Annotated in this window: 19 protein-coding genes and 1 pseudogene; 13 read left to right on the forward strand and 7 right to left on the reverse strand. The window is 42.8% G+C overall.

Annotation, left to right across the window (positions count from 1 at the left end; genetic code table 11):
• Nucleotides 1-587: 587 nt before the first annotated feature.
• The 4 genes from V7K60_RS22250 to V7K60_RS22265 all read left to right on the forward strand — a co-directional run bounded on the left by V7K60_RS22250 (nucleotide 588) and on the right by V7K60_RS22265 (nucleotide 3,700).
• On the forward strand, nucleotides 588-1,082 hold the full coding sequence (locus V7K60_RS22250) for a hypothetical protein (protein WP_334825788.1): 495 nt from the start codon (nucleotides 588-590) through the stop codon (nucleotides 1,080-1,082).
• A 140-nt stretch (nucleotides 1,083-1,222) separates the two neighbouring features.
• Complete coding sequence (locus tag V7K60_RS22255) at nucleotides 1,223-1,894, forward strand: pentapeptide repeat-containing protein (protein WP_334928417.1); 672 nt, start codon at nucleotides 1,223-1,225, stop codon at nucleotides 1,892-1,894.
• A gap of 427 nt (nucleotides 1,895-2,321) precedes the next feature.
• The gene (locus V7K60_RS22260) at nucleotides 2,322-3,176 is read left to right on the forward strand and encodes a DUF72 domain-containing protein (RefSeq protein ID WP_334928419.1); all 855 of its coding nucleotides are present in this window, start codon (nucleotides 2,322-2,324) and stop codon (nucleotides 3,174-3,176) included.
• An 83-nt stretch (nucleotides 3,177-3,259) separates the two neighbouring features.
• Entirely contained in the window at nucleotides 3,260-3,700 is a 441-nt protein-coding gene (locus V7K60_RS22265) for a hypothetical protein (RefSeq protein ID WP_334928420.1), read from the forward strand.
• 108 nt (nucleotides 3,701-3,808) lie between these two features.
• Here the strand turns inward: V7K60_RS22265 and V7K60_RS22270 are convergent, their stop codons facing one another.
• From V7K60_RS22270 to V7K60_RS22285, 4 genes are all read right to left on the reverse strand, one after another.
• The gene (locus V7K60_RS22270; protein WP_334928422.1) at nucleotides 3,809-4,216 is read right to left on the reverse strand and encodes a VOC family protein; all 408 of its coding nucleotides are present in this window, start codon (nucleotides 4,214-4,216) and stop codon (nucleotides 3,809-3,811) included.
• A gap of 95 nt (nucleotides 4,217-4,311) precedes the next feature.
• Entirely contained in the window at nucleotides 4,312-4,722 is a 411-nt protein-coding gene (locus V7K60_RS22275; protein ID WP_334928424.1) for a VOC family protein, read from the reverse strand.
• 22 nt (nucleotides 4,723-4,744) lie between these two features.
• Nucleotides 4,745-5,188 carry a YybH family protein gene (locus tag V7K60_RS22280; RefSeq protein WP_334928426.1) on the reverse strand — a complete coding sequence of 148 codons (444 nt, stop codon included), beginning with the start codon at nucleotides 5,186-5,188 and terminating at the stop codon, nucleotides 4,745-4,747.
• Between the two features lie 35 nt (nucleotides 5,189-5,223).
• On the reverse strand, nucleotides 5,224-5,583 hold the full coding sequence (locus V7K60_RS22285) for a YciI family protein (RefSeq protein WP_334928428.1): 360 nt from the start codon (nucleotides 5,581-5,583) through the stop codon (nucleotides 5,224-5,226).
• Between the two features lie 174 nt (nucleotides 5,584-5,757).
• On the opposite strand from V7K60_RS22285, the gene V7K60_RS22290 reads away from it, so the two are divergent.
• The 4 genes from V7K60_RS22290 (at nucleotide 5,758) to V7K60_RS22305 (ending at nucleotide 10,649) form a co-directional block, all read left to right on the forward strand.
• The gene (locus V7K60_RS22290) at nucleotides 5,758-7,020 is read left to right on the forward strand and encodes an RNA polymerase sigma factor (protein WP_334928429.1); all 1,263 of its coding nucleotides are present in this window, start codon (nucleotides 5,758-5,760) and stop codon (nucleotides 7,018-7,020) included.
• A gap of 258 nt (nucleotides 7,021-7,278) precedes the next feature.
• The gene (locus tag V7K60_RS22295) at nucleotides 7,279-7,719 is read left to right on the forward strand and encodes a beta-lactamase hydrolase domain-containing protein (protein ID WP_334928431.1); all 441 of its coding nucleotides are present in this window, start codon (nucleotides 7,279-7,281) and stop codon (nucleotides 7,717-7,719) included.
• Nucleotides 7,716-8,936, forward strand: a complete 1,221-nt coding sequence (gene chrA / locus V7K60_RS22300; RefSeq protein ID WP_334928433.1) for a chromate efflux transporter — start codon at nucleotides 7,716-7,718, stop codon at nucleotides 8,934-8,936. The genes V7K60_RS22295 and chrA overlap by 4 nt, the downstream gene beginning before the upstream one ends.
• A 495-nt stretch (nucleotides 8,937-9,431) precedes the next feature.
• Complete coding sequence (locus V7K60_RS22305) at nucleotides 9,432-10,649, forward strand: glutathione S-transferase family protein (RefSeq protein WP_334928435.1); 1,218 nt, start codon at nucleotides 9,432-9,434, stop codon at nucleotides 10,647-10,649.
• 121 nt (nucleotides 10,650-10,770) lie between these two features.
• Here V7K60_RS22305 and V7K60_RS22310 read toward each other — a convergent pair whose 3' ends face one another.
• Entirely contained in the window at nucleotides 10,771-11,064 is a 294-nt protein-coding gene (locus V7K60_RS22310) for a hypothetical protein (protein WP_334928437.1), read from the reverse strand.
• A gap of 16 nt (nucleotides 11,065-11,080) precedes the next feature.
• Between V7K60_RS22310 and V7K60_RS22315 the strand changes: the two genes are divergently transcribed.
• From V7K60_RS22315 to V7K60_RS22330, 4 genes and pseudogenes are all read left to right on the forward strand, one after another.
• A complete protein-coding gene (locus V7K60_RS22315) occupies nucleotides 11,081-11,236 on the forward strand; it encodes a hypothetical protein (protein WP_334928439.1) in 156 nt (51 codons plus the stop codon).
• 9 nt (nucleotides 11,237-11,245) lie between these two features.
• Nucleotides 11,246-11,647 carry a hypothetical protein gene (locus tag V7K60_RS22320; RefSeq protein WP_334928440.1) on the forward strand — a complete coding sequence of 134 codons (402 nt, stop codon included), beginning with the start codon at nucleotides 11,246-11,248 and terminating at the stop codon, nucleotides 11,645-11,647.
• Nucleotides 11,648-11,824: 177 nt separating this feature from the next.
• Nucleotides 11,825-11,953, forward strand: a pseudogene (locus tag V7K60_RS22325) (IS5/IS1182 family transposase); the annotation flags it as partial.
• A 4-nt stretch (nucleotides 11,954-11,957) separates the two neighbouring features.
• Nucleotides 11,958-12,200: a hypothetical protein gene (locus V7K60_RS22330; protein WP_334928442.1), complete on the forward strand. Its 243-nt coding sequence runs from the start codon at nucleotides 11,958-11,960 to the stop codon at nucleotides 12,198-12,200.
• 53 nt (nucleotides 12,201-12,253) lie between these two features.
• Here V7K60_RS22330 and V7K60_RS22335 read toward each other — a convergent pair whose 3' ends face one another.
• Nucleotides 12,254-13,147 (reverse strand): isopenicillin N synthase family dioxygenase, encoded by an 894-nt coding sequence (locus tag V7K60_RS22335; RefSeq protein ID WP_334928444.1) that lies wholly within the window; start codon nucleotides 13,145-13,147, stop codon nucleotides 12,254-12,256.
• Nucleotides 13,148-13,151: 4 nt separating this feature from the next.
• The gene (locus V7K60_RS22340) at nucleotides 13,152-15,197 is read right to left on the reverse strand and encodes a bifunctional metallophosphatase/5'-nucleotidase (protein ID WP_334928445.1); all 2,046 of its coding nucleotides are present in this window, start codon (nucleotides 15,195-15,197) and stop codon (nucleotides 13,152-13,154) included.
• 699 nt (nucleotides 15,198-15,896) lie between these two features.
• Between V7K60_RS22340 and V7K60_RS22345 the strand changes: the two genes are divergently transcribed.
• Nucleotides 15,897-16,093: hypothetical protein (locus tag V7K60_RS22345; RefSeq protein ID WP_334928446.1), on the forward strand; the 197-nt coding region annotated here is incomplete at its 3' end.

Consider the following 16,093-nt stretch of genomic DNA (forward strand, 5'->3'; position numbering starts at 1 on the left):
AAGTAAAAATCATAAAACCAACAACTGAAATAAGTCATGACAATGAAATTCTCCTTAAAAAAACAAAAACCGCAGAATTTGCTCTGCGGTTCACCGGGCGGTTTCCATTAGGAAACTTAATTCACTCCCGGTGAACCACCCTAAACCAAAAATAAAAGTAGGAATTTGTGTTAAGCATTTGTGGGGTTTTTGCTGGAAAACTTAATAAATATACCTATCTAATTTAACATTAGCAGGAAGAGTAGGCTTTGTCAAGACCTGCACAAACTATAAAAAAGCGATAGACTCAGTACAACTCTGGGGATTAAGACTAATAACGCTTTGCACAATTCAAAATCACGCCCTGTTCTGATTGTACTAGTTACTTATTTGCGTAGACGAAAAAAGCGGCTTGTCATTAGACATCACGATAGTTATATAACCTCAGAAGCTTAAAAAGCCAGGATTGAGAAGTTAAAATATATAATTCTCCTGACTTATGACTTCATCTTGCGAAAGCTTCTTGCAGGGAATTGACAACCGCCATACATTATTCTTACCCAAGTCCTTATTGACCAGATCAACTTTTTAGGATCATCTGTCTCATTATGCCCAGTTCCAAAATCTTAACCCAATCTTTCGACTATTATGGAGCTTACCCCTGCCCAGTCTGTCGAATAGGTAAGATTTCTCACATGCCATTGATGGAAGCTATGGCTTGTGACTTTTGCCAAGAGATTTTTACAGTCAACTTAGAACAACAGCAAATCAAGATGCCTTCTAGGCAACCACCTTTAACTTGGCGTTGGAATGGCTTGAGTTGGGCAGAAGGCCAGTTGGAAGGTGTGGAATTAGGTTGGGGTTATGGACTAGCAGCAGCAATTTTTATAATTCTTCCCACTACTCTAATTGGCATAGTAGCTTACTATTTTCCTGCTAATCTGAAGGAACCCATTACTTGGATGCCATATATTTGGACAATATTAACCTTCTTATCACATTTATCAATTATTGCTTGGATTTATATTGAAGTCTATCAGATTCCAGTTGCAGCATATTTTAGAGCGATCGCTCGATGGAGAAATGGAGAGATGGGAAGATGAAAGAAATCAATTCAAAATTAAAAATTAAAAAACTTCTGCCCCCTGCCTCCTGCCCCCTGCCCCATAATCTATAACAAATAATGCAGCGTATAGATGGCTCCATCACTCATAATTAAGTTGATTGTCCACCAAAATATCGTATGAGCGATCTGGAGCAGTACTATAGAGTTTTGGAATTAGAGCCTGGAGCAACACTTGAAGAAGTGAACCAGGCTTACAAAGATTTAGTCTTTGTTTGGCATCCCGATCGCATTCCCAAAGACAATCTCCGTTTACAGCAGAAAGCACAAGACAAGCTGAAAGCTATAAATGAAGCTCGTGAAAAGTTGCGCTCTCTAAAAACCAAACCTCAAACCACACATCAAACTACATATCAAACCACACATCACTCACCGTCACCTCAACAGGAAAAACCATCTCAACCAACTCAGCAACCACCAAAACAAAACTCAGATTTAAGCGGCAAAGACTACAGTCGGGCAAATTTGAGCAATAAAGACTTATCTGGCAGAAATCTGAGTTATGCCAATTTGAGTGGTGCTAATCTCAGCGATACTTTTATGCACAAAGTCAACCTCAGAGGTGCAAATTTATCTGAAGCAAATTTATTTCGGGCAAATCTACTTTTAGCCGATCTCAGGGAAGCGAATTTACGCGCTGCTAATTTGATTGGAGCGGATCTCAGTGGGGCCGACTTGCGAGGAGCCGACTTGACGGGAGCGCGGATTCGCTCTGGTGAGCGTCTTCTGGTTAAATTAGTTGGGACTAACTTAGCAGGGGCGATTATGCCTGATGGTTCAATTTATCAATAAGTGAGGTTGCGCCATAACACCAAAATTTTCATGTAGAGACGCGATTTATTGCGTCTTAAAAAACCAATTATCTACACCAATAACCCTTAACTGAAACGTATTGGTGCATAAATTACTCTTATGCAATGCAATTCAAAACTGCTATATGCCTATTTGCTTGCTTAAAACACTAAAATGAATACGCGATCTACCCAAATGAGAAAGCAATATGCCTTTTCGCTTGCTGAATCTACCGAAATGAGAAAGCAATCAAGCATTTTGAGAAAGCAATATGCCTTTTTGCTTGCTAAATCTACTGAAATGAGAAAGCAATCAAGCATTTTGAGAAAAAAATCTGTGATTTTAACAAGTCGGGAATTTGACCTCGCTTCATCCATCCCTACAACCTACGTGTAAAATTGAAGATACATCAAGGGTTGTAGGCACTGTGAACTTTTTTATCGGTTGTGCTGTTTGGGCATATAAAGGTTGGGTAGGCGAACTCTATCCCCAAGGTACTCGCACTGCCGATTTTCTCCATCTCTACAGTCGTCGCTTCACTACTGTAGAAGGTAATACCACCTTTTATGCCGTGCCTAACCAAGAAACTGTAACCCGTTGGGCTGCTGAAACACCAGCAGGTTTTGAATTTTGTCTAAAATTACCGCGAGATATTACCCATCAAGGGTTGCTAAAACCTTATATTCCAGCTGCTTTAAAATTTCTGGAGGGGATGCGCCCTTTAGGTAAGCATCTTGGCCCAATCTTTGCCCAGTTACCACCCAGCTATGCACCTGCATTACTTGACGATTTGTCCAACTTTCTGGAAGCTTGGCCACGTACAGAAGCACCCCTAGCAGTGGAAGTTCGCCATCCTGACTGGTTTAAGGAACCCCATGCTAGTAATTTGACGGCGCTTTTAGAAAAGTTAGGTGTCGGAAGGGTACTGTTAGACTCGCGCCCCATTTATACTGGAGATGACGATCCCCAATTACAATCGGAACGACGCAAACCTAAATTACCGTTGCAATTGAGTGTAACAGCACCTTTTACTCTGATTCGGTTTATTTCTCATCCGAATTTATCAGTGAATCAGCCATTTATGGAAGAGTGGGTGAGGCAGATTCAGCAATGGTTACAGATGGGAGTGCAAATTTATTTCTTTGTCCATTGTCCAATAGAAGCGCGATCGCCCAACACAGCCCGTCACTTCCAACAGCTATTGGAACAAAATGGTACACTAGTTCTACCCCTACCTTGGAATAACCTTGAGCATCCCCCTAATCAGCTCAGTTTATGGTGATCGTATTTAGTAGACAATTGGTGTTGTAATATTTTTCTGTTAAAGCGAATTTTTTCAGAGCAATTCCACAAAAGGAGGTTGAGATGAGTCGTCTTCTTTATGAAAAATCAGTCTCATATAAAGGATATCTCATAATTCCATTTGTTTTTGGTAAAGCGGATAATTACGAAATTTATTCGTATAAAATGCTATCTGAAATTGGGCACAGAAGCCAATTTCACAAAGCAGGAAATCCAGCAGGAATCTGTGGAAGTGACGTTAGTAATATCATTGATATTGCTAAAGAGCATATCGAGCAAAATTCCGAGTTTGTTCATCGAGGGGATAGTTTTAAGTCTCGCTACATTTATCGGAACAATTTGATTATCATCTTCCAAGAAGGAGATAAATATTTTTATGACCATTACCCACCAGAGTTATTGAATAATATTGCAGCTCCAAAGTTATTCAAATCTGAATATGAATGTCTGAATTGGATTAAGCAAGGGTTTGATGGGCGACATGTGCGGCAAAGAGCTATTTGAAGAAGGTAGGAGTATTTGCATTTTTGTATTACAGCTATAGCGGTTCCCATTCAGATGCTGTACAACGTTATATCGCATCTGAATGGGAATTCCTCAAACATTGCATTTTCAACCTTGACTTATTGCGCTTGGCTCCATGTAGATAATTTCCCAAATGTGGCTATCTAAGTCAGCAAATCCATGTCCATACATAAAACCGTGATCTTGCGGTTCATTGTAGGTTGTTCCACCAGCGGCGACAGCCTTGCGAACTATTTCATCGACTTGTTCTCGGCTATCAGAAGATAAACACACAAGCACTTCTGTGCTTTTTGTGGCATCACAAATTTCTTTGGGAGTAAACGTCTTAAACTTCTCATGGGTCAAGAGCATGACGAAAATGTTTTCGGACACAATCATACAGGTGGAAGTTTCGTCAGTAAATTGAGAATTAAACTCAAAGCCGAGTTGAGTAAAGAACTCGATCGATTGATTGAGGTTTTTGACTGGCAGATTAACAAAAATTTGAGTACTCATGGGTTCTTCTTTTGAATTATTCCACAGTGAAGGAGCGGCGAAAAAGCGCTGAGGTTTTACTCTAGGGAAGATGCCCATAAGCACCTCCCCACAAGTCAAGCAGTTTTCTGGCAGTTGACCATCCACGGAATACCGAATTGATCGACCAACATACCAAAGCGGACAGACCAAAAGGTTTGATCGATCGGCATCTTCACTTTTCCGTTTTCTGCCAGGGTCTGAAAGATGCGTTCTGCCTCCGCTGGCTCGTCAACGCTGATTTGCACGTAAAAGCCTTGGGGTGTTTCAAAATATCCAGGCGGACTGTCAGACCCCATTAAGAGGCGATCGCCCAGATCGAGGCAGACGTGCATGATTTTGTCATGCCATCCGGCAGGTATATGCTCGGCTGAGGGTGCATCTTTGTGGGTCATCATCATGACAATTTTGCCGCCAAGACAGTGTTCATAGAACTTGAACGCTGCTTCACAGTTGCCGTTGAACATGAGATAAGGATTGAGTTTCATGGCGTTGGCTCAGTAGATTGGGCTATGGGTTGAGCGTGAATACAGCTTGAGAAGTCTCTGGATCGAATGGAACCGAGAGATGTTCGTGTAATATCTGCCATTCGCCTTGATTTTTCTGGCAGACAGCGGTGACGCGCATCCACGTCTGCATTGCTGGATGGTCTTGGGTTCCTGTGAAGCGAAATAGCCAATGTGCAACTGCTAAGTCTTCACTGACGGTAATCTTGAGGTCTCGTGTTTCAATCTCAAAGGTGTCGGGGAAGTAAGGCAAACATTCTGACCACACTTGACCCCAAGCATCTTTTCCTTGGGTTTGGAAGGGAGGTTTAACATCGAAGACGATGACCTCAGTGGCATAATGGGACATGATTTGCTCAACATCCTTGGTGCAGATGGCACGTTGTTGCTCGGCAATTAGTTGGCGAATCTGAACTTCGTTAGTTGCGATCGTGCTTTTGGTTGTCATCGTTATCTCTCCTTTTGGGTTGAGGTTGAGTGCAGTTACAAATTCTCTGGCAAGCCTGCAACTTCAATTACAGGTCGAATTTCAACGGTGCCGACGCTCGCGCCTGGAATCCGCGCGGCGATTGCGATCGCTTCGTCGAGATCCTGAGCATTAATCAGAAAAAAACCGCCCAATTGTTCGCGGGTTTCTGCGAACGGCCCGTCAGTTACTAGCGATTTGCCGTCGCGCACCCGAATGCTGGTTGCAGTTGCGACAGGGTGGAGCGGGGCGGTCGCAAGATACTGCCCCTTGGAGTTGAGTTGTTGTGCCAGTTGCGCGGATTCTACATAACAATGTTCCCGTTCGGTTTGGCTCAGGGCATTTTCCTCCAGGTAAATCAGCAGCAAATATTTCATCGGGGTATACCTCCGTTGTTTCCCTTTGTTAGTAAGTCGAACGGTGCTGACTCAAATCGACACTCCACCAAAAATTTTTATCATTTAGTACGATCGGGGTATACCTCCGTTGTTTCCCTTTGTTAGTAAGTCGAACGGTGCTGCCTCAAATCGACACCTCGCCAAAAATTTTTTATGTCAGGTATAATCCCAAACGCAAAAACAGACGTAAAACAAGCGATCGCCTCCCTTTACCGGGCTGAATGGGGACGGATCGTCGCCATCCTCATCCGGTTGGTGGGGGATTTCGATGTGGCTGAAGAAGCGGTACAGGAAGCCTTTATAGCCGCCGTGAATCAATGGCAGTCCAGCGGCGTGCCCGATCTCCCCTGTGCATGGATCATCAAAACAGCCCGATACAAAGCCATTGATCGCCTGCGACGGCGAACACGGCTGACGGAAAAACTGGAATGGTACGCCGCCTCCGGGTTGATTCCAACCCGCGAGGAGCCAACTTATGACACAGACGAAATTCCAGACGATCGGCTGCGGCTGATCTTTACTTGCTGCCACCCAGCACTGGCGATCGAGGCGCAGGTTGCTTTGACGCTGCGGCTGTTGGGTGGACTTGAGACAGATGAAATTGCGCGGGCGTTTCTCGTGCCCACGGCAACGATGGCGCAACGGCTAGTGCGTGCCAAGCGCAAGATTCGGGATGCAGGTATTCCCTATAAAGTGCCGGACACAACCGATCTGTCTGTGCGGGTAAACGCAGTGCTGACGGCGATCTATCTGATTTTCAATGAGGGCTACGCGACGACTAGGGGCGAGACGATGGTGAGGGCTGACCTCTGCACAGAAGCGATTCGGCTGGGTCGCCTCGTGAGGACGTTGATGGCACCGCAACCGCCCTCAGAAGTGACTGCACTTTTGGCGCTGATGTTGCTGCACGACTCCCGGCGCGATGCCCGTTTGGATGAGGCAGGCGATCTGGTGTTACTCGAAGATCAGGATCGTCGTCGCTGGAACCAACAGCAGATTGCTGAGGCGCTACCGCTCGTTGAAGAGACATTGCGGGTCGAGATTGGTTCGTTTGCAGTGCAAGCAGCGATCGCCGCACTACATTGTCAGGCAGCACAAGCAGAAGAAACAGACTGGTTACAAATTGTCCGCTTCTACGATTTGCTCGAACGCTTGCAGCCCTCGCCGATTATTTCGCTGAACCGGGCGGTGGCGATCTCAATGATAGAGACTCCTCAGACGGCCCTCGAACTCATTGATGGGCTTGCTCCCCAACTTAATGGCTACCATCTATTTCACGCCAGCCGTGCCGAGATGCTGCGCCGCATCGGAGCCTCAGTGTCAGCCGCACAGAGCTACGCGCTCGCGCTCATGCTGGTTACAAATGACAGCGAACGCCGCTTTCTGGAGCGTCGGCTGCGCGAAGTTCAGCCCTAACGTCCAGCATCACCGGACAGGCGAAGAATTATTTACTATATTGACGAAAACGTTCTGCTTTTGCTGGCTATGCCCGACTGCGATGCGATCGCACTTTCATGATGCCAGTCTGCTCGGTTCAAGTGTAGCAACATGAAACCGTTGTTATAGATTTTGCTGTCGGTCAGTATTTTTCACGCGATCGCACCCAGTAGGCATACAGCCAGCCATTACAGAATAAACTACGATAAAGCTATCGAAAAAGTGTGTTTAAAGATTATGAGCAACACTAAAAAAGTTAGTGATGATTTGAGCGCTGCTCCTCAACTAACTTCTGAGGAGTTAAAACAGGCAGCCCAAGAGGGATTTAAGTCAGTGCTGAATCTGCGTTCTCCCGATGAAGCAGGTTTTCTCAGTGACGAACAGCAGCAAGCTCAAGCGGCTGGACTGCAATATGCCAATGTCCCATTAAAGCCTTCAGAACCAAATCAAGAGCAAACAGAATTAGCAATTCAGGAGATTGAGAACTTACCCAAACCAATCTTAATTCATTGTGCTGCTGGAGCAAGGGCTGGTGGTATTGCCTTGATTGCCAATGCTATTAGTGAAGGTCTAACTTATGAGGAAATTAGTCAGAAAGCGCAAGAGCTTGGTTTAAATTTAGAACAACCGCACCTCAAGCAATTCTTACTTGAAAAGTATATTGCCAAGCAAAAATGACTAACTCAGCACCAAGTCGTTTGGGTGAACTCGCCAACCTATTTTTTAAACTGGGCGTCATCGGCTTTGGGGGCCCAGTTGCCCATATTGCCATGATTGAAGATGAAGTGGTTAAACGTCGTCAGTGGTTGACAAGGGAGCATTTTCTGGATTTGCTGGGCGCAACTAACCTAATTCCTGGGCCAAATTCTACAGAAATGGCTATCCATATAGGATACATCTATGCAGGATGGCTGGGGCTGATTGTGTCAGGCGTTTGTTTCGTCTTACCTGCGGTTCTGATTACTGGTGGGTTTGCTTGGGTTTATGTTGCTTACGGCACTCTACCCCAAGTCGCTCCTTTACTTTATGGCATTAAACCGGCTGTTTTAGCAATCATCATCAATGCCCTGTGGGGCTTGGCAAAAAAGGCTGTGAAAACTCGCCAATTACTAGTAATCGCTTTTGCTGTGGCATTGCTAACATTGTTATTCAAATTAAATGAAGTAATTGCCCTATTAATTGGGGGATTGCTGGGTATGGTTTGGTTACATTCTGGCGAGAAAAACGACAAACCAGGAGATAAAGCCAACTTTCTGATTGCTAGTCTCATCACAGGTGCAACTTTGAAAGTATCAGCTGTATTTGCAGCATCGGTAGCTACTGCATCTACTGTAAACAACGTTTCTTTATGGCAATTGGGTTGGTTTTTTCTCAAAGTCGGTAGTGTCTTATTTGGTGGTGGCTACCTTTTAGTAGCTTTTCTGCAAGGGGGATTAGTTCAAGAACACGGCTGGCTGACACAACAACAATTATTAGATGCGATCGCAATTGGTCAATTTACGCCTGGACCAGTACTTTCCACTGCTACGTTTATCGGTTATGTCATTGCTGGCATACCTGGCGCAATTGTTGCCACCATTGGAATTTTTCTACCTTCTTTTGTTTTCGTTGCTGCCCTAAATCCCCTAATCCCCCGCTTACAAGCCTCTTCTTGGACTAGAGCATTTTTGGATGCTGTGAATGTTAGTGCTGTAGCGCTAATGGTTGTTACTACTCTGCAACTGGGGGCAGCGACTTTAACATTACCACAACACCCATTTGTAGATTTTCTCGGTTTAGCGATCGCGATCGTCTCAGCTATTTTAGCTATTCACTTTCGCATCAATGCTGCATGGCTAGTCTTTGGTAGCGCCTTCATTGGATGGGGTGCTTCACTCTTGGGCTACACTCGATAAAATTGCAAAATCTTGCTTTCAAACTATTTTCATGTGATAATTACCATTAACTCCGGTAAATTTATGTATTTACCGTAGCTTAAGTATGTCGGCAGAATAAAACCAAACTATGTTAACAAAAATAAACGAGGCTAAAACCCTCTTCTCTCCTGCCTCCTGCTTTATCCCAACGACAAATATTTACACCCACCTACTTATAATGAAAGTTCAAAAGCTCAGATTGTTATCTATTTAAAAGCTGTAAACATACTAGTCTATAGCTTGAAGTCTGCTATCTAGAAAAAGTTTGCTGCTTTGCGTTGTAGTACACATCTATGCATACTTTAGATTGAACTTATAAACGGTGACAGATAAATTTTTCATGCCACTTTTTATATTTCTATTCGACCGTCTAAATTACTATCCTCAAGAGATAATAAACTTAATAACCAATGATATAACTTCTAACTCTTGACTCATTTGTTCAAATAAAGTTAACTTAAACTAAGGTGAAATATGTCAATTCAAGACACAGTACCTAATTGGGAAGAACTGTTAGAAATTGCCCAAAAAAATACTCCGGCTCGACGGGTGCGTAGACCAGGGCAATCTCCTTCTACCGCTCCCATCCCTAGCAGTCTTCATAAACTGCCACCAGATACAGAACCGCCAGTACTGCTCTACCGCGATACTAACTCTTGGTGTCCATTTTGCGAACGAGTTTGGTTTGCTCTCGAAGAAAAAGAAATTCCCTTTGCAACAGAGTTTATCGACTTGAGCAACAAGCCTAAATGGTATACCGATTTAGTTCCCACAACCCTTGTCCCAGCAGCGAAAATTGAAGACAAGTTAGTTTATGAATCCAAAGATATTCTGTTAGCCTTAGAAGAACGATTTGGGCCAACCTTGCTCCCTGAAAACCCAGAAGAAAACGCCGTTGCTAGGCAGTGGCTTGATGATGCTGAAACCAATGGTGTGAGAGATATCGCTTACAAATTTCTCAGACAAGCCCCGGAAGATCCGAATGAATTAGCAAGCTTACAGGCAGCTTTTGAAGCGAAATTAGATGAACTGGAGCAACTTCTCGGAAAGTATCCTGGCCCATACTTTTTGTCAACATTTAGCGTGGTAGATATTACCTATAGTCCCCATTTAGACAGATTGGCAGCTAACTTACCCGTTTATCGGGGATATCAACTCAAGGGAAATCCCCGCTATCCTCGGATCAATGCTTGGTTTGAAGCGCTCAAACAGCGCCCCGCTTATCACCGCGTCAAATCGGATGATACCACCAACAATTTACTTTTGCGTCGTCGGTGGGGCGTAACACCAATCGGCAATCCCTTACCCCCTGACCCAGCTGTTAGCCAAGAAATCCAATTTCGGGCAGAAGCGGCTGAGAGGTTGACTGATAACCGAGAAGTTGCTTTAGGAGATATTCTAAAAAACTCTGGGGTGCAAGCATTGGCGGTTAATGGCGACACAACAGCCGTTAAAGAAGCGGTTGATTTTCACCTCAGATTGCTGGCTGACTATCTCGTCAATGGCAATGGTGCAGCATTACCGTGGGGACGTGTGGGTGGTAAAGACAATGCCGATCCGACTGCGGCTGCGATTGGTGCTATCACACTCGCCTATGTGAGAAATCGCATCTGTGCGCCACGGGATATGAGTGCTGGTGCTGCAACTGCATTCCGAGGAGGAGCAGATAAAGTGTTGGCATCTCTTTATTAGCGATCGCATTTCCAGTCCATTAGACATCTGGTATAAAAGAATCCCCAGTGAGTAATTAAAACTTGTTATCTCTGATCTGAAACCCAGTTTTTCTGTGTAAAAAGCCTGCTATCTGGGTTATCTAGTTGGCAAGACGGTTAATTTGTTGAAGCCGTATTTTTTCCTCTTTTGCCAGAGTCAGCGCAGTTGTAGCAACATCCTCAAATAAGACAATTTCGCCTCTAAGTTCAAAGGATATTGCTAAGGCTTCATTAGCAATAGCTTCAGCATAGATAACTTCTCCCTGAACGACTTCAGCAAGTGCAAAAGCACTACTAGAACTGTTTGCTGAAGTTAAGTCCGGGGAAGACGAGGAAAAAGCAATCTTACAACTTGCGGATACAGTCGAGCGCACAATCCGAGAATCGCTAAACAAAGAATACCACAGGCAAATGCTACAGCTTGAAGCGCAAAAAGAAAAATTAGCTTCAGAAGTTGCCAACCTAAAATATGAACTCAAAAAGCTTGGAAAAATCAAGGATGAGCCACCCGAACCACATATAGATGATATCCCTTTTGAAGCTGGGGGTGTCCCCGACGGGTTTTAACTAAAATTTTTGGCGATCGCCCTTTGTGGAATTTGTGCGATCGCCACTGAATCGATACCAAAATTAGTTGCTGATGTTGCCAATTTAGTTGTATTTCAGCAAGCACTTAGACAGTTTGATATTCAGCAGATGCTTGTGCAAAAGGAAATTTCTGTTGAGTTTTATATTCCTCAGCCCGTAGTTGAACAAGCTAAAAACCACATGCTGCAAGTCATCATTAATGCTGGTCGTGAAGTGCAACAAATAGTGTTTCCTTGTCTGCCACAAGATTATCCAGATGCAGTAATAGCTTTAGCTGACAAGGAAGTTCAACAAACTTTAAATCAGCGAAATATTACTACATCCATAAGACGAGTATCTCGGCAACAACAAATAGTTATTGCCACTTATGACCCAATACTTCTCGGTTAAGAATTAAGCAGTATTGAGAATAAAAAAAGTGCGTGGTTGAAGTTTAGTACCCGTTCCTCTGTGGATTGGAATTCTCGCTGGAAACTTTGAACGAGGTTTTTTAACGACTCTGGGATTTGTTCTACCTTGCCTTGGCGGAATTTTTTGCTCCAAAATTTCAAGGATTAGTTTGGATAAAAAAGGACATTTGGGTGGCTCAATCGATTTCGCCGTTTGAGTAAGGATTATGAGTTGTACACAGAGTTAAGTGAAGCCATGATTTATGGCTCATTAATTCGTCTGATGGTTAAGCGAATGGCATCTTAAGATTTTGTTTACGAATCAGCTCTTAGAGCAAACTTACCCGACCACTACTACATCACAGCAAATGGTAGTAGCAGCAGAAGCCATAAATCGAATTGAAAGCAACCCAACCTTGAAAAAACGAGTAATAAATGCTGTTAAGGAAGGTGGTTTAGCTGCGTTTGAGAAAGCTATTGATAACCCAGCAGGTGCTTTTATTGTTGGTGCTATCAAAGGCTGGCAGGAAGTGGAGTTTCGCACTGCGAACTAGTCTAAAGTCCAGTAATTACGAATTACGAACTTGTATTGAGCGCAGTCGAAATATTACGAATTACCATAAGTTGCTTGTAAACGTTGTAAAAGATATTCTCCCGCAAGGATAGGGGGATAAATAGGCAATTGTTCTTTCTGGCAAGTCTCCAAACAAGCAATTTCTGTATCATCATTAGGATGACAGAAAAAAGCAATAGAATACCGGGATTGGTTCACCCTGTTATCATTGGGAATCATTACTCGGTGCTTAGTTGAGCAAAATAGATGATTTGTCCATTGTTGCATTAAATCGCCAGTATTGACTATTACAGTATAAGGAATTGCAGGTGCGGCAATCCACTCTCCAGATGCTGTCTGTACTTCCAACCCCCCAACGTCATCTTGGAAAAGTAAGGTAATACTGCCATAATCAGAATGTTCACCAGCACGCAGTTGTCCGGGTTTCGCTGGTGTCTGCGATGGGGGATAGTGTAATAGTCGCAAGGTATGATTTTGTTGATTATGTCTTATAGTAAAAAAATCTTCTGGCAATTCTAACGCCAACGCATAAGCTTGTAATATCGTGTTAGCAAATTCTGTGCAACGATCGTAGAAGGTGACAATAGAAGCATCTATCCCCATAGCTGCTTGTTTATTTATATTAAATGCCTCTTTTAAGTCGCCTGGTTTATTGGGGTTAAGACGTTCTCTCTCAATCCCAACGTAACCCATATTACTAAATTCATCACTCCAAGCTTGCTTTTGCTTAACTTCTAAAGGGAAATTGAAAAAAGATTTGCTGTGAGTGAATGCTTGTTTGATTAGGTCTTTTGATATTGCCGAATTTTGCAAATACATGAAGCCAATTTCATCACAAGCTTCATAGATTTGTTTGATGACAGCTTGCCGAGTTATTGCGTTGCCCTTAGTAAAATTAGTGAAATCAATTACTGGAATTCTGACCATTGATTCAAAACACCACATCTTTACGCAACTTCAGATTTTGAATGCGAGTATCTTCGGTGGGTGGTACATCCTCCTGAGCAAATGGAATCTGCTTAAAGTTAGCAGCCAGATATTCTGCTAATGCATCTTGTTCAGAACCATCAGCAGCAAAGGTGGCTAAACCTGTGCGTTCGCTTTTATCAGCATCTTTTGATGTCAAATCAACTCGCTCTCTTTTGGGAAAAGGATAGCCATCACCACCACTTGCTAAGAAGTTTAGGGTGACAGTGCGGAAGATGCGATTAGAGTCACCCACTAACTCTGCATTTTTCACCACTACATCAATAATTTTGCCATTCCCATCTTTGATAGCCAGGGATTTAACACGCTTACCTGCTGGCAAGTCTGGGTCAAAGCTAAAGGCTAATCCCGCTACTTGGGGAAAACTGCCAGGGGTAGCACCCGGCGCTATGGCTGCTACACTGTGTTCAATCACTGCTAGTAGTTCTTTAGCATTCAAAGTAACTAAAGTCAAGCCATTGTTAAACCGTAAAGCATTGGTGATATCAAGTTGAGAAATTTCTTTTTCTTTCTTGCCTGCTACAGGATTTGCTTGGGGTGGTAGTTTGATAACATCCTGTGAGCGAGTCGAACCTGGGGGAAAGGTATATATACCAATATTGTCACGGATACCACCGCCATTTTTGATAGAAACGACAGTTTTAGGATCATATCGTTTAGCGATCACTAAATTAGCTTCGGCTGTCAAATTCCCGAAATTGGTTTCTTGTGTGCGGACATCACCCCGCCAGCCGTTAAGGAAAACGTTGGTTTTCCCAAAAATCTGACCATCTTGGGCAATAATCACTTTTTTGAGCGCCTCTGTAATGGCGACAATTTTGGCATCGGGTTTCCCACCTACAGCTGCTACACCTTGGGAATCAGTCGCATAAGCACCGCTGATTTTGGGGTCAATACTTTTAGGAATAATCATTCCATTGGCATCAAAGTTAACTACTAGACGACCAACATAGCGATAGTTACCATCGGTATTAACTACAGCTATCGGATTACCATCTGCGGCTTTTTTGATGATTGGATAAGTTCCAGCAGATTTATCACTCACTCGCAGACGGTCTGTTTTGTCGGCTAGTAAGGTATTGGAACCACCAGCAACAATAATATCTACTCCCTTGAGTAATGTTGCTAGCTTTTGCTCAATGGCAATTTGCTGCATGTGTGCCAATAAAATGACTTTATTAATCTTGGGATTTTTTCTCAGCAGTGTATCAACAGAAGTTTGAATTTCAGCAGCTAAGGCGGCGATATCTGCGGCATCACGGTCATTAAATTCTTTAGGTAACACAGTTACACCACCAGGAGAAGAAATAGTCCGCAGTGTGGGAGTTGTCGCCCCAACCACAGCAATTTTTTCACCATTGACGGTAATAATGGTGCTACGGGCAATTTTATTCGGAATTTTACTTGCCTCTTGTCCATCAGTAGTAACTAATTTTGCCAGGTTTTTATCAGTGCTGAAGTTGAGATTCGTGCTGAGATAAGGAAATTTTGTACCTGGGTAATCTTCTTTAGCACGGAGTAAGTCGGCAACAACACCCGTACCTAAGTCAAATTCGTGATTACCAAAGGCGATCGCACTAAAACCAAGAGCATTTAGAATTAAAATATCTCCTCGTCCCTGACCACTAAAAGCTGTGTCACTGGCAAATAAGAAAGGACTGGGAATATAAGCATCTCCAGATGAAAGGATTAAGGTATTAGGATAATCAGGTTTACCATCACGATTAGCATCCTGATTTTTGAGTGCATTCAACACCGCCGAAAAGTTTGGTGCATCCTTTAGCGCTGGGACACCTGCTTCTTGGTCGGAAGTATGTAAAAGTTGTAGTGTGAACTCTGACTTCTGTGCTGTTTTAACTTGCACCACACCACCAGTAGTTCCTAAAAATAAAAAGATACTAGATATAATCAGCCAACTTAACTGGTTAGTCCTTAAATCTCGGCGATTAAACTTACTGAAAAATCGGCTTTTCCGATTTAAAAAAGACATAATAAATTTTCTAGCTCATTAGTGGTGAATAATTTTTTAGTGTATTATCAATATCTCATAAAAAATATTTCATAAGTTAATTTTAATATTCATCTTTACATTTGATTGGAAATTAGTCATGTATAGGAAAAGATTATAGAGGACTTACGCACTGTACAAATTAATCATGGTATAAATTCACGAAAACAGGTATTTTCAGTCCTTTATTAATTGTTCTTTAATAATCGGCAAACCCGCGCTGTAGGGGCAGAGCGTTGCTGTGCCCCTACAAAAGATGTGGTTTTTCAAGCTCTGCGTACTTTGCATTTTGCGTCAATACGTAAGTCCTATTTATAGATAAAAAGTAAGAAAGGTAGGAAAAGTAGGATGTTTTTTCTTCCCCCTTGATTATCAGGTTATTACAGGGTAATTTTATATCTAACGTGCAGCTTTTGAACAGGAGTTTGGGGTATGTAAAAAAGTAAATGAAATTTTGAAAGCAAATTTTCAGATGAAAAAACTGAAATAAAATAGGGAATATAGAGTTAAAAAAATGCGTTTTTTTTAACTCCTTTTATATTGATACTTAATTAATCTACCTTTTCGGGGCAATTTAAACGGCTGCAAAGAGCTTTTATGCTTTCAGTCGGCTCTTGTACTCAATGAAGAATCACGTAGCAATCGCCAGCGATAACCATTGGTTGCGCGTCTTGTAGAGAAGTGCTAGCTACGCCAACGCATTTGTTATTTCGGGGTACTCATTTGTTATTTCGGCGAACTCATTTGTTATTTCGGCGAACTCATTTGTTATTTCGGGGTACTCATTTGTTATTTCGGGGTACTCATTTGTTATTTCGGCGAACTCATTTGTTATTTCGGCGAACTCATTTGTTATTTCGGGGTACTCATTTGTTATT

It is taken from the genome of Nostoc sp. (assembly GCF_036917555.1).
Taxonomy (GTDB): Bacteria; Cyanobacteriota; Cyanobacteriia; order Cyanobacteriales; family Nostocaceae; genus Nostoc.

Bases quoted from the DNA above. Each gene is read 5' to 3' on its own strand.
- V7K60_RS22335 (WP_334928444.1), bottom strand. From the start codon at position 13,147: ATGGTCAGAATTCCAGTAATTGATTTCACTAATTTTACTAAGGGCAAC.
- V7K60_RS22265 (WP_334928420.1), top strand. From the start codon at position 3,260: ATGAGTCGTCTTCTTTATGAAAAATCAGTCTCATATAAAGGATATCTC.
- V7K60_RS22340 (WP_334928445.1), bottom strand. From the start codon at position 15,197: ATGTCTTTTTTAAATCGGAAAAGCCGATTTTTCAGTAAGTTTAATCGC.
- V7K60_RS22295 (WP_334928431.1), top strand. From the start codon at position 7,279: ATGAGCAACACTAAAAAAGTTAGTGATGATTTGAGCGCTGCTCCTCAA.
- V7K60_RS22305 (WP_334928435.1), top strand. From the start codon at position 9,432: ATGTCAATTCAAGACACAGTACCTAATTGGGAAGAACTGTTAGAAATT.
- V7K60_RS22315 (WP_334928439.1), top strand. From the start codon at position 11,081: ATGCTACAGCTTGAAGCGCAAAAAGAAAAATTAGCTTCAGAAGTTGCC.
- V7K60_RS22270 (WP_334928422.1), bottom strand. From the start codon at position 4,216: ATGAGTACTCAAATTTTTGTTAATCTGCCAGTCAAAAACCTCAATCAA.
- chrA (WP_334928433.1), top strand. From the start codon at position 7,716: ATGACTAACTCAGCACCAAGTCGTTTGGGTGAACTCGCCAACCTATTT.
- V7K60_RS22280 (WP_334928426.1), bottom strand. From the start codon at position 5,188: ATGACAACCAAAAGCACGATCGCAACTAACGAAGTTCAGATTCGCCAA.
- V7K60_RS22285 (WP_334928428.1), bottom strand. From the start codon at position 5,583: ATGAAATATTTGCTGCTGATTTACCTGGAGGAAAATGCCCTGAGCCAA.
- V7K60_RS22275 (WP_334928424.1), bottom strand. From the start codon at position 4,722: ATGAAACTCAATCCTTATCTCATGTTCAACGGCAACTGTGAAGCAGCG.
- V7K60_RS22290 (WP_334928429.1), top strand. From the start codon at position 5,758: ATGTCAGGTATAATCCCAAACGCAAAAACAGACGTAAAACAAGCGATC.
- V7K60_RS22255 (WP_334928417.1), top strand. From the start codon at position 1,223: ATGAGCGATCTGGAGCAGTACTATAGAGTTTTGGAATTAGAGCCTGGA.
- V7K60_RS22250 (WP_334825788.1), top strand. From the start codon at position 588: ATGCCCAGTTCCAAAATCTTAACCCAATCTTTCGACTATTATGGAGCT.